Below are 13,363 nucleotides of genomic sequence, written 5' to 3' on the forward strand. Positions count from 1 at the left end.
AAACATGCGATCAAACGCGTTGATAGACTGCTTGGAAATCGCCAACTACATCGTGAAAAAGACCTAATTTATAAATGGCATGCCTACTTAATAACGGGCGCCAACTCATGCCCTGTGATCCTTGTGGATTGGTCTGATGTTCGTGAACAACTTCGTTATATGACGTTAAGAGCATCCGTTGCACTTGATGGTCGAGCCATCACAATCTTTGAACAAGTTTTTGAGTATGGCCAATATAATTCACCGAAAAGTCACCAAACATTCCTCGATAAATTGCAGAGTATTTTACCCAGTAAAACCAGTCCAATCATCGTTTCTGATGCGGGTTTTCGAAATACTTGGTTCCGACAAGTTCAAGAGAAAGGCTGGTTTTGGTTAGGTCGTGTCCGAGGTGAAGTATCAATCAAACAACCTCATAAACCTTGGGTCTCAAATAAAACCTTTTATCCAACCGCTGTCCATAAACCCAAATATCTTGGCCACTGCTTACTAGCAAAGAGATCACCGATATCTTGTGAAGCCTATGTTTATAAGGGATTAGAAAAAGGCCGAAAAGCCCAGCGCCATAGTAGAACCAGCCAAAAACACTCCGCTACACATCTCTACCAGCGCAGTGCGAAGGAGCCGTGGCTACTCGCGACGAATGTCCCTAGACATATCTTAAATGAAGTACAAATTACCAATCTGTACGCCAAGCGTATGCAGATAGAAGAGGCCTTCCGCGATCTAAAGAGTACCGCCTATGGGATCGCACTTCGTCACAACAGAACTCGTTGTACTAAACGATTAGATATCCTGCTTCTTATTGCGTTGCTCGCTGAAATCTTGATGTGGTGGAATGGCCTCATTGCAGTACAGGCCAAATGGCATTTTGACTTCCAAGCCAACAGCATTAAACACCGCCGAGTTCTCTCCATACCTCGTCTAGGGAGAGAGGTTCGAAATCATCGGCGATATCAAATTAATGAATCCCAATATCAATGGGGAATGTTCGAATATCAAAGGCTCACACACAACGCAGGACTAGGGAAATTATGAGGGGATCCGTCAGCACCTTGATAATGTTACCCAGAGCATAGACGGCATAAGGGATAAATACAGAGGTATGTAAAGCATTCACAATACGGCTCGCAACAAATGTTTTACCCGTTCCTGCATGTCCATACAGCAACAAAGCACGTCCCGAATTGATTGCAGGCCCAAGTACTGAAATCATTTTGTCGACACCATATACATCATTCAGTGCCGCCTCGACATGTGGCCGAGTTACTAACTCAGCTCTCAAGTCTTGTTGTTTTACCACCTCACTATATTGGGTAAGCGAAACCGGTGCGGGGCCTAAATAGGCATCACGCTTGAAAGCAAGATCCGCTTCTTCAAGCCCTTTTTCTGATAGTGAATAACGAACATGACTATGTGACACAGATGAGAGGGAAATATCTGAAGTAGGCTGAAATACCTCGATTAATGACTTCTTTCTTAAAACGGCTAAAGCACTTTCCACGATATGAGTCACAACACATAAATAATTAGAAAGCTCTAAAACATCCGATTTTGGGTAAGCTGACAAATGCTTAAGTACGAGATTTTCAATAACGACTTCAGGAACACCCAACATATCAAGAGATGTAGGGACGATTGGGGCTGAAATTTGTGGCTTCAAGGTTGTTGGAGCAGTACGCCCTATAATATCCATATATTATGTCTCCCCACAAAGCTAACCAACAACAGATTTAAGTAAAGTAGCTATACATCGCTAACCCTATAACAACAGAAGGAGCAAAAGGCATCGTTACTTTATTTGAATACCGAGTATGTAAATTAGCTGTTTTATCAATGACTGGTGCAGCTCCACCAAGCACAATTATCTTATTTTCAAAATAGCTTTTAATACTAAAACAGCTCGAGTTGGACAGGTTGTATAGCAGGTAGAAAACCCCAACAACTCCAGAAGAAACCAAGATAAAGTACGATGCATCGAGTAATTGTCCCCACCCCAAATACATTCCTACAACACCTAATAACTTCACATCCCCTGCAGACATTGCTCTTAAAAAATAGAATAGCAATCCAAAACAAAAGAATACGACCGACCCAAATAAAGACATTAAGAAACTATCAAAGGTGTAATTGCTGTTGAACATTGATAAAAAATAGAAAAACAAAAAAAGAATCAATATTTTGTTTGGTATACGATGTTTCTCAACATCGTATACCGATACAGCAATTAGCAATGCCCAAAAAACAGAAGGCTCATTAATCATAATTTCAATTCATACGCTCGATATAATACTTTGAAATTTACTCACTAATGTCGTAGCCATTCCAGAGAAAATTAGCCCGACAAAAATTATGAGCGAGGCAGCACCAATGACATACTCAATAGTCGTTAACCCCTTTTGCTGTCTCACTCTCCGAGCAACCATGGCAGTAATCATTAAATACTGTTAATGATGTTATTAAGCTTAGCGGATAGGGCGGCCCCAAAACCAGTAAATATAGTGGTCAAGCCTAATACCAGTAACGCTGCACCAATTACATACTCGATAACAGTCAACCCTTCTTCATCTTTCATGAATTCTTTACAATTATTCAAAAACTTATCCATGAGAACCTCTCCTTGATTTACGTATCAGGCTTTGTTTGCCTGTAAAGTAAATCTAGAGGTGAGAGATATATTTGGTTAGGATTTTTTTGCCATTTACTTGCACTTTTTTGTGGTACTTCTAATCTAAATATAAAGCTTCATTAATTAGCCACTTTTAGACTAAAAGAGAATATGAAATGCATTGGGTATCTGTATGAAAATAGTAACCCCGTTATTATCGGATAAAGAGAGTGATTTCAACTCCGTTATTATCAATAAAATAAGTCACTATTTCTCTATTGCCAACTTCAAACAAGACATATCTATAATCAGTAACTTAGACGTCAGACTGGTATTTTTCATTTTGAATACCCCTGATAAAATCCAACTACTTACCATGGCTTTATCTATTTGCGAAAATTTGAACAAAAGAATTGTTATTATTTGCTCTGACCCGTTACCTAATATCGTTCGAAATCATAAGAATATATTTTTCATCATAGAAACAAACAGTAATCATCTGACCAGTCAATTCGAAGAGCTTAAGGCTAAGACACAGCATATGTTCGAGTCCCATTTCGATATCGACAGAGACACAAACAATAACAACCAGCTTCCTGTAAAAGCCTTCACATCCGAAGTCGTTAACTTTGTGATGGACAACATCAACAAAGAAATCAGAGAAATAGAGATCGCCGAGAAATGTCACTGTTCAACCACCTATTTTTCTAAGAAGTTTCATCTACACTTTGGAGTAAGCTTTAGAGACTTCGTGTGCGATAAACGCATTCTACTTGCCAAAAAGTTAATCGAAGCAGATACCGAATCAAAAATTGCTGTCATTGCCTATCAATGTGGATACAAGGATGTGTCATATTTCTCGAGAATTTTTAAGAAACGGACTGGAGTAACGCCTGCAAGTTACAGGCGAGCCTGCACAGATAACGGAAAACAAAGAACATAAACGCTAATTTTACTCCCTAAAAGAAAAAATCATGGTACATTTAACATGATTTTAACAAAAATAACTTAGCGAAAAACATGGAGTTAGACAATGATTCAGCCTAACGAGTTTAGCCAAGAACAAGCAACAGCTCTCCCTACACCCAATGACATGATTTTAAAATGGGCAGAAGAACGCCCAGATGAAGTCTACTTAAAGCAAATTATTAACCGCCAATTTGTTGAGTTTACTTATAAAGAAGTGGCCGACAAAGCACTGAAACTGGCGTCAGCATTAGAAGGACTCGGAGCCCAACCCGGTGATCGAGTCGCTCTCGTATCGAAAAACTGTGCAGAATGGTTTATCTGCGATCTTGCCATGATGTTAGGAGATTTTGTCAGCGTCCCAATCTTTCCAACAGCGGGTGCCGATACCATACAGTACTGTATTGAACACAGTGAAAGTAAAATTGTGATTGCGGGTAAACTCGACGATCCTAAGGCCACTCAAATAGTACTGGATGATAATCCAAACTTGGTGAGTATCTCACTTCCCTACGATAGCGCAGCGAAGTGCCAACATACTTTCGAACAACTCATCGATACCCATGAACCCTCAACCAAGCGTCCTCAGCATCACGATGATAAAGTAATGTCGCTTGTTTATACTTCGGGTACATCAGGGCTACCAAAAGGCGCGATGCTCACATACGGCGCCTTTACGTGGTCAGTTCAACGGTTGATCGATCATATTGGTATCCAACCCGGCGATCGCTTGTTCTCTTATCTACCGCTTGCCCATATTACAGAACGCGTTTACATCTTTGGCTCATCGGTAATGGGCGGTATAGTCACTGCTTTCCCGGAGTCTTTAGATACCTTTATTAATGATGTGAAAATGCATCGCCCTACTCTATTTATTTCAGTTCCTCGCTTATGGACTCTGTTCCAGCAACGAATCCAAGATAAGCTTCCGCAGAAGAAACTGAATTTCTTACTTAAGATTCCGTTTATCAACAACATCATTAAGAAGAAACTGGCTGATGGCCTAGGGTTAGATCAAGCCCGCGTTTTGGGATGTGGTTCAGCTCCGGTATCACCGGCTCTACTCGCATGGTATGAGAGTGTTGGTCTACACATTACCGAGGCTTGGGGGATGACAGAGTCTTTCGCCTACAGCACGATTAATCACCCGTTTAGAGCCGACAAAATTGGTACTGTGGGTAATGCTGGTCCGGGCATCGAACTCAAAATTGCAGAAGATGAAGAAATTTTGGTTCGAAGCAAAGGTATGTTCTCTGGCTATTACAAAAATGACATAGCCACCCAAGAGTCTTTTAACTCTGAGGGATGGCTTCATACTGGCGATATTGGTGATATCGACAGCGAGGGCTACCTAACGATCCGGGGACGTAAAAAAGACACCTTTAAAACTGCGAAAGGTAAGTTTGTGGCTCCAGTGCCAATCGAAAACAAACTGTTTGAATACAGCCGCGTAGAAATGATGTGTTTGATCGGCTTAGGTTTACCTGGTCCTATCCTACTCGTGGTACCGCATGACTTCCCTAATTTTGATCGGGCTCGTTATGAAAGAACAAGTAAACGTGTCATTGAAAAAATGAACCTACAGTTAGCCTCGCATGAGAAGATCAAAGGGGTACTGATGATTAAGGAACCGTGGAGCATCGACAACGGTGTACTTACCCCTACTCTCAAGATAAAGCGACATATCCTTGAGCAGAAATACCATGAAATCGGTCATAACTGGCCAAAAGATAAATTGGTGGTTTGGGAAGAATAATCAAAATCGAGAGGGAGCCATTACGGCTCCTTTTTTAGCACCAAAGCGCTCAACCTGAGATCAGTCACTGACTCACCTAACACACTCCACTCACTCCCAAAACGATTTCTTCAGTTCCTTATCAACTTGTTCCTGTGTAATCCCGACATCTCTCAACAAATATTCTGGTAACTCAGACAGCTGCTTTCTGGTTCTACGATTCTGAAGATAACGCTCAAAGTTAGAATAGAATTTCTTAATTGATAACGATGATAAGAATGATTGGTTAGCCCTTGATGTCGCTGTTATCGTGTTCATAGCCTATCTCCTGTTGATTTTTCGCTTTATCATGGTTAATAATCAACCAATAGATAAATATCGACAAACGATAGATACTGACATTCAGTTAAGGAAAACTAACGTGAGAGAACGAACCCCACCTTTCCAAGGGATCTACTATTTTTATACTGCGGCTGAAACAGGCAGTTTTAAACTCGCGGCTGAAAAGCTGTTCGTCACGGCAGCTGCCGTCAGCCAACAAATTCGTCAACTTGAAGAGTGGCTAGGTGCAGACTTGTTTATTCGTCAGCACCGAAAAATAGTACTCACTCACGAAGGTGATGTGCTTTACCTGCAAGCTAAGAAAGGCTTTGCTCATATTCAAGATGGGGTAAGACGAATAAACCAAGACCCCAATCCTACTCAACTGTCTATTTCAACCGTACCATCATTTGCTCAACACTGGTTGGTGCCTAGAATTGGAGACTTTCGCGATCGTCACCCTGATCTATCCATGTTGATTGAACCGACCAACAAGCTGGTGACGTTTGAAGATTCTAATGTCGATGTCTGCGTTCGATATGGTCATGGTAATTATCCAAACATTGAATCACGTTGGTTAATGGACGAAGTGGTTTACCCTGTCTGCCACCCTATCTACCAAGAGAAGCATGGTATTTATGACATCGACGATCTACACAAAGCAGAGCTAATTGAAGACCGATGGCCAGATATGGATTGGAATCTATGGCTAGACATTGTAGGAGCGAAGGCAGGACGCTCATCACTGCAATTTGATGGCTCGCATTTTGTTTTAGAAGGTGCATTATCCGTACAAGGCGTTGCTCTTGTGAAGCACAGTTTGGTCTATCGGTATTTGCAGGAAAAGAAACTCGTTCGAATCGGTAACTTAGCACTCAAGCCTAAATACAATTACTTCTTATGTGCCCCTGCTGGCTACTTTCATCGAGAAAAGATAAAGCGTTTTGAGGCTTGGATGCAAAATCAGGTTCGGTTGTTTGGGAATAGAGGTCGAGAAGAGCTAACTATTATCGAGACAGATTACCAGCTTAAATGGTCTGATAATTCATAAAGCGAAACTGGTATACTGAGCTCAAATAAATGGCGAGAACATCTCATGACACAAGACAATAATCCACTGCACGGTATCACTCTACAGAAGCTACTGACTGAATTGGTTGAACATTACGGTTGGGAAGAGTTGAGTTACATGGTGAACATCAACTGCTTTAAAAAAGACCCGAGCATTAAATCGAGCTTAAAATTTTTGCGTAAAACAGATTGGGCACGCACCAAAGTAGAGCAGATTTACATCGACTTAAAGCGTTAGTCTCTCCCTGCTTTATCAGTCCCGTGTTGAATAAATACGGGACAACCCCTGAGTATACTTTTTAGGGGCTACATCAGCACCTCGCACCTCGCACCTCGCACCTCGCACCTCGCAGTATATTACAAACAATAAAAAGCCCCGCAAGCTTTCACTTGCGGGGCTTTTTTAGCTAATTTAGAAAAGGGCTAATTACTTACCAGCTTCTTTTTCTGCTTTAACTTTTGCAATCACTTCGTCAGCAACGTTAGTTGGACATGGTGCGTATTGCGCGAATTCCATAGAGAATTGGCCACGACCAGAAGTGATAGTACGTAGGTGACCGATGTAGCCGAACATCTCAGAAAGAGGTACGTCAGCTTTAATACGAACACCAGTAACGCCAGCTTGTTGATCTTTGATCATGCCACGACGACGGTTAAGGTCACCGATAACATCACCAACGTGATCGTCTGGAGTGAACACGTCAACGTTCATGATAGGCTCAAGAAGTTGCGCGCCAGCTTTAGGCATAGATTGACGGAATGCGCCTTTCGCTGCGATTTCAAATGCGATAGCAGATGAATCGACTGCGTGGAAGCCACCATCGAAAAGTTCAACTTCAACGTCTAGCGTAGGGAAGCCAGCTAGTACGCCGTTATCCATCATGCCAGCAAAGCCTTTCTCAACTGCAGGCCAGAATTCTTTAGGAACGTTACCGCCCACAACTACTGAGTTGAACTTGAAGCCAGAACCTGCTTCACCTGGTTTGATACGGTAATCGATCTTACCGAATTGACCAGAACCACCAGACTGTTTCTTATGCGTGTAGCTATCTTCAATTGCTTGAGTGATAGTTTCACGGTAAGCAACTTGAGGAGCACCAACTGTTAGGTCAACGCCGTAAGTACGCTTAAGGATATCTACCTTGATGTCTAGGTGAAGCTCACCCATACCTTTAAGGATAGTTTCGCCAGTTTCTTCGTCAGTCTCAACTTGGAAAGATGGATCTTCTGCAACCATTTTACCGATCGCGATACCCATTTTCTCAGAACCGCCTTTATCTTTTGGAGATACAGCGATAGAGATTACTGGAGTTGGGAAAACCATTGGCTCAAGCGTTACTTGGTCTTTTGGATCACATAGAGTGTGACCAGTTTGAACGTTCTTCATACCAACGATCGCAATGATGTCACCAGCTTGTGCGCTAGTTAGTTCGTTACGGTCATCAGCTTGCATCTCAACCATACGGCCAACACGCTCAGTTTTACCTGTGAATGAGTTAAGGATCGTGTCACCTTTGTTCAATTTACCAGAGTAAATACGAACGAAAGTTAGAGCACCGAAACGGTCATCCATGATTTTGAACGCAAGCGCTTTGAAAGTTTCTTCAGTAGAAACGATAGCGTGGTTGCCTGTTTCTTCGCCGTTCTCATCCATTAGAGGTTGAGGATCAACTTCAGTTGGAGAAGGTAGGTAATCTACTACAGCATCAAGGATAACTTGCATGCCTTTGTTCTTGAACGCAGAACCACAGAACGTAGGGAAGAATGCGATATCACGAGTACCTTTACGGATACAACGTTTGATGTCTTCGATAGAAGGCTCTTCACCTTCCATGTAAGCTTCCATTAGGTCATCGTCTTGCTCTACAGCAGTTTCGATTAGCTCTTCACGGTATTGCTCAACGTCATCAACCATGTCCGCAGGAACATCAGTGATTTCGTAGTTTTCAGGAAGACCAGTGTCATCCCAAACGTATGCTTTACGGCTTAGAAGGTCTACAACACCCACGAATTCATCTTCGCGGCCGATTGGTAGAACCATAACTAGAGGAGTTGCACCTAGAACGTTTTTAACTTGGTCAACAACGTTGTAGAAATCTGCACCCATACGGTCTAGTTTGTTAACGAAGATCAGACGAGATACTTCTGATTCGTTAGCGTAGCGCCAGTTAGTTTCTGATTGTGGTTCAACACCACCAGAACCACAGAATACACCGATACCGCCATCAAGTACTTTAAGAGAACGGTATACTTCAACTGTGAAGTCAACGTGTCCAGGAGTATCGATAACGTTTAGACGGTGACCGTTCCAGAAACAGCTTACAGCTGCTGATTGGATAGTAATTCCGCGCTCAGCTTCCTGTTCCATGAAGTCAGTAGTTGATTCGCCATCATGTACTTCACCAGTCTTGTGGATCTGACCAGTTAGCTTAAGGATACGCTCAGTGGTAGTTGTTTTACCCGCATCAACGTGCGCGAAAATACCAATGTTTCTGTATTTCGATAAATCTGCCATTGTCTTACTCTGTTAATAGGATATAAAATGCGCGCAGAGTATATCACAATCTGTGAGGACTGATAGCTTTGCATGCATTTGGGACTAAAAAACTTTGCCTTTTTCTAACATATAGAAAAAGGCAATCTGAAGAAACAATCTAAATGATTGTTAAGTTTAGTGCTAACTTAAAGCGAAAATAGCGTTTAAGTTAGACTGAATTTCTGCTGTATAGAGTAGCTGAAGTGAGCTCAATTACAACTCATCAAAAGCATTAATTGCTTCCGATAATTTTTTCACACCGTGGATCTGCATTCCTGGAATGCCACCTTTAGGCATGTTAGCCGCTGGTACAATGGCTCTCTTGAAGCCGTGTTTAAACGCCTCATTTAAGCGCTCTTGACCGCTCGGTACAGGTCGAATCTCACCAGCAAGGCCTACTTCGCCAAAAACCACCACATCTTTTGGCAATGCGCGGTCTCTGAAACTCGAAAGTAAAGCCATTACCAATGCAAGATCAGCACTGGTTTCGGTTACTTTAACACCACCAACGACATTCACAAACACATCTTGGTCAGCCATTTGTAAGCCGCCGTGTTTATGCAGCACGGCTAGTAACAATGACAGTCGATTTTGCTCGAGACCAACAGCGACACGACGCGGGTTAGCCAGCTGCGAATAATCCACCAGCGCTTGGATTTCAACAAGGAGTGGACGCGTTCCTTCCCAAACTACCATCACTGAACTGCCTGAGGTTTCTTCTTCACCACGAGACAGAAAAATAGCCGATGGATTGCTAACTTCTTTTAGCCCTTGCCCTGTCATAGCAAACACACCTAGCTCATTCACTGCACCAAAACGGTTCTTGTGGCTGCGCAAGGTTCTAAAACGACTGTCCGTTCCGCCATCTAACAGCACCGAGCAGTCAATAATGTGTTCAAGTACTTTTGGTCCAGCTAAGGTACCGTCTTTAGTTACGTGTCCCACTAGGAATACGGCAACGTTGTTCTGTTTCGCATAGCGCGTTAATGCGGTTGCCGATTCGCGCACCTGAGCAACACTACCTGGAGACGATTGAACATCAGCGACATGCATAACTTGGATTGAATCGATAACCATGATCTTAGGCTGCTCTCTTTCTGCAACCTGACAGATTTTATCAACATTGGTTTCAGAGAGCATTTTGAGATGCTCTTTTGGTAACCCTAATCGAGATGCTCGCATCGCAACTTGTTGAAGAGATTCTTCGCCAGTGACATAAAGTGTCGGTAACTGAGAAGAAAGCTGACACATAGTCTGCAATAACAGCGTTGATTTACCGGCACCAGGGTTACCACCAATAAGAATCGCAGCGCCAGGTACAACACCACCACCAAGTACACGATCAAGCTCTTTGAAGCCACTACTAAAGCGCGGGACCTCTTGCAAGTCGATTTCCGATAGCGTTTGAACCGAAGATTCAGTTGCACCACCAGCGTAACCACTTAGTCGTTCATTGCGCGCGACCTGAGGTGAAGCGGCTAACCTAACTTCTGTAATCGTGTTCCAAGCACCACATGCATTGCACTGCCCTTGCCAACGTGGAAAGTCAGCACCACAGTCATTACACACATAAGCTCGCTTTGCCTTAGCCATAAAACCTCAATAATTTGCTTAGTAACGGGTAAATGTTGCTATTTTGTGACCCCGTTGACCGTACAGGTGAAAATAAAAGTTGCAGTAGGGCCACGAATACCTAAAGATCAAATACAACTCGTCGATAACAATAACGCACCATCCATTCTAACAAGAAAAGTATGCAGCAATCTGAAATTCTATCTGTAGCAGAACGACTTATTCCGGCCTACCATGCCGAAGATTTCGAATTCCTTCTTTCTCAAATGACAGAAGGCGAATCACCGTCTCTAAAACTGCTCGTTAAAATGGAACTGAATCGTATCATGGCTCCGTGCACAAAGAGCATTGATTTACGCGGGCGTATTGATAATGAATGTCATCAATTCACGCTAGACGAGCGTAAACATTGGCTTGATGACATAGCTTTGAACGCGTATCAACGTGGTACTAAAAAATTTAAAGGTTATACCGAGGGCGTGTGGGAGTTAGTGATGACACCTCGCATTCAACCTCTTCGTAATATTGTTAAAACATCCTCTCAAGATGACCACGATATCACTAACGCTGATAGCCCCTATGAAGCAGAAGCCATTAACCTCGGTTACGATTTAAAACGCAAAGAAAACAGGCTCAAGATTAGCTCACAGGTTGAAATCACCACACCAAAAGGACAAAGCCTGCATGGTGTGACAGTTGATATTTCTCCGTCGGGTGCAAAGTTCAAGGTACCAAGGGCGTTTAAATACAACCTAGGGGAAATCATCAGTGTTAAATTCACTGAGCTTGTTGAAAAGTCACTAGAAGCCGATGTTAATGAGGCGGTTGAATTTCGTATTCTGGGTATTGATGAATCCTACGAGAACAATGCAGTTAAATTTTTAAGATGCATGAGAATCAGCGATACAACGAGTGTGGCTCGTTTACTCGATGAATCTCTAAATAGTGTCAGCAAGAAAACCAGCCATGAGAATCAAGATAGGCTCATTCGAACGCGAACTCGCGGTATTGAACACACCTATCTAAAGTACACCTGTAATCTCCCTCTATTCTTCAGTGGTAGTGAGTTGAAGCTCGCGCTGCTCACGGATAACAATCATCCCCAATGGCAATACTGGCATGATGAGCGTAACCAACAGGCTCTGGGTACTTTGTTCAACGAACAACGTATGAACTTACTCGCTAAGCCTGGCGTGAAGGGAACCAGTAACGTTATCTACTCTTTTACCCATGAACATAAAAATAAGACCTTGTTCTACTCGATGATGCTGCCTGAAGCTTCTCGTGAAGAGAGGCAACTGTTCTGGCACATCGGCGGTAAACGTAAAAGTTGGAAGGCGTTCAAATTCTCGGTTTTCGAATTATCCGACGCTGAGCGACAAGCCTTAGCTGAGCATTCAGATACGCTTGCTCAAAGCTCAGCGCAACTGACTCATTGCGGTATCTTGCAAGAGATCGGTGATCACGAAAGTGCTGCCGATTATCTATTAAGTGAAAAACCACGCATTCCAAGCAGTGACCTTAATCGCTTTCGTCATCCGCGAACGGTGGTGGGGAACATTCAAAGTATCTACTTTGATTCCCAAAGTCGTCGTAAAGAACCGAGATATAGCTTTAAATCACCAATTCAACTCACATCACAAGATAGCCCAACAATAAACGGACACACTGTAGACATATCAAAACGTGGCCTAAGCATTACCCTTGAACACCCAATGGTACTCAAGATTGATGATCCGGTTGTGGTGAATTTCAATGAACTGCAACTCTATGATAAAAACTTGCCATTAAGCACAGTGCCTTACCACGTAATTCGTGTAAGCCCGAACGGTTGCAACGTTCAATTGGTTATCACCGAGAATGCAAAAACAATGCGTACCATCGCCTTCCTCAATGGGATTATCGATCAGAACCAAAGTAAGCTAAATAAGAAGCAAGAAATACTGCCCACCGATTCACTGCTTAAATCACTGCACACTGTTTTGCTTAACAAAATGGTCAGTAATCCAATTTTCATTGATAAGCCGGGCTCAACGTTGCGTTGTAAGCTCATTGGTGTGAACTTCCCGCTGAACAAGCATCTAGCGTTACTCGCTAAACTTGGGCACAACCAAAAGTTTTCACTGGAACCGATTTTCAAAGGTCACTCTAATTCACTATTAGCTGAGCCACTGAAAAGAATTGAAGGTGCAGAGCCAAAACATCATGACGTATACATTGCTGCGATAAAGTTTGGTAACAAGATTCAATCTGTACATACGAAGTTGGTGAAAGACTTTGCATCTACGAAAGAACGTATTTCTTTCATCAAGAAGGCACAAGATCTGGGTGATGTGTATGTACTGCGAGTCACTACCGCCCCTATCTTTAATCCATTAACCAGCTTGTTCCAATCAGACTTAGCCGAGCTTTCGCGCATCAGTATGCACCAAGCGAAGAAGTTAGAGAGTGAGGTCACCGCTTTTATTGGTTATGGTGAGATAGAAGACATTACCGATGAAGTATTGATTCGATTGGAACTCTCGCACTAAATAGCCAGATCAACTTACCGGTT

General features: G+C 42.6%; 11 protein-coding genes and 1 pseudogene. 6 read left to right on the forward strand and 6 right to left on the reverse strand.

From position 1 onward, the window contains the following. Nucleotides 1–1,038 (forward strand): IS4 family transposase (locus AB6E08_RS03065; RefSeq protein WP_372159650.1); only part of this gene is annotated, 1,038 nt, incomplete at its 5' end. Nucleotides 1,039–1,045: 7 nt separating this feature from the next. Here AB6E08_RS03065 and AB6E08_RS03070 read toward each other — a convergent pair. The 3 genes and pseudogenes from AB6E08_RS03070 to AB6E08_RS03080 form a co-directional block, all read right to left on the reverse strand. Then, nucleotides 1,046–1,696, reverse strand: a pseudogene (locus tag AB6E08_RS03070) (AAA family ATPase); the annotation flags it as partial. Between the two features lie 37 nt (nt 1,697–1,733). After that, nucleotides 1,734–2,264, reverse strand: a complete 531-nt coding sequence (locus AB6E08_RS03075; protein WP_017096676.1) for a prepilin peptidase — start codon at nt 2,262–2,264, stop codon at nt 1,734–1,736. 173 nt (nt 2,265–2,437) lie between these two features. Beyond that, nucleotides 2,438–2,608, reverse strand: coding sequence for a Flp family type IVb pilin (locus tag AB6E08_RS03080; RefSeq protein ID WP_012604678.1), 171 nt, complete (start codon nt 2,606–2,608; stop codon nt 2,438–2,440). 193 nt (nt 2,609–2,801) lie between these two features. Between AB6E08_RS03080 and AB6E08_RS03085 the strand changes: the two genes are divergently transcribed. Both AB6E08_RS03085 and AB6E08_RS03090 read left to right on the forward strand, forming a co-directional pair. Further along, nucleotides 2,802–3,551, forward strand: a complete 750-nt coding sequence (locus tag AB6E08_RS03085; RefSeq protein WP_017099534.1) for an AraC family transcriptional regulator — start codon at nt 2,802–2,804, stop codon at nt 3,549–3,551. Between the two features lie 90 nt (nt 3,552–3,641). Then, a complete protein-coding gene (locus tag AB6E08_RS03090; RefSeq protein ID WP_372065873.1) occupies nt 3,642–5,330 on the forward strand; it encodes an AMP-binding protein in 1,689 nt (562 codons plus the stop codon). 90 nt (nt 5,331–5,420) lie between these two features. Here the strand turns inward: AB6E08_RS03090 and AB6E08_RS03095 are convergent, their stop codons facing one another. Next, nucleotides 5,421–5,627, reverse strand: coding sequence for a DUF1127 domain-containing protein (locus tag AB6E08_RS03095; RefSeq protein WP_012604682.1), 207 nt, complete (start codon nt 5,625–5,627; stop codon nt 5,421–5,423). Between the two features lie 103 nt (nt 5,628–5,730). On the opposite strand from AB6E08_RS03095, the gene AB6E08_RS03100 reads away from it, so the two are divergent. Next, complete coding sequence (locus AB6E08_RS03100; RefSeq protein WP_012604683.1) at nt 5,731–6,681, forward strand: LysR substrate-binding domain-containing protein; 951 nt, start codon at nt 5,731–5,733, stop codon at nt 6,679–6,681. 45 nt (nt 6,682–6,726) lie between these two features. Continuing rightward, complete coding sequence (locus AB6E08_RS03105) at nt 6,727–6,939, forward strand: VF530 family DNA-binding protein (protein ID WP_012604684.1); 213 nt, start codon at nt 6,727–6,729, stop codon at nt 6,937–6,939. A gap of 189 nt (nt 6,940–7,128) precedes the next feature. Here AB6E08_RS03105 and fusA read toward each other — a convergent pair whose 3' ends face one another. Together fusA and radA are read right to left on the reverse strand one after the other, a co-directional pair. Next, nucleotides 7,129–9,216 (reverse strand): elongation factor G, encoded by a 2,088-nt coding sequence (gene fusA, locus AB6E08_RS03110; RefSeq protein ID WP_009847514.1) that lies wholly within the window; start codon nt 9,214–9,216, stop codon nt 7,129–7,131. A 234-nt stretch (nt 9,217–9,450) separates the two neighbouring features. Then, entirely contained in the window at nt 9,451–10,830 is a 1,380-nt protein-coding gene (gene radA / locus AB6E08_RS03115; RefSeq protein WP_009847515.1) for a DNA repair protein RadA, read from the reverse strand. 161 nt (nt 10,831–10,991) lie between these two features. Here radA and AB6E08_RS03120 point away from each other — a divergent pair, with 161 nt between their 5' ends. Then, entirely contained in the window at nt 10,992–13,340 is a 2,349-nt protein-coding gene (locus AB6E08_RS03120; RefSeq protein WP_372065870.1) for a PilZ domain-containing protein, read from the forward strand. Nucleotides 13,341–13,363 lie beyond the last annotated feature (23 nt).

Origin of the sequence: Vibrio sp. 10N.247.310.24, from assembly GCF_041467175.1 — a bacterium.
Taxonomy (GTDB): Bacteria; Pseudomonadota; Gammaproteobacteria; order Enterobacterales; family Vibrionaceae; genus Vibrio; species Vibrio tasmaniensis_A.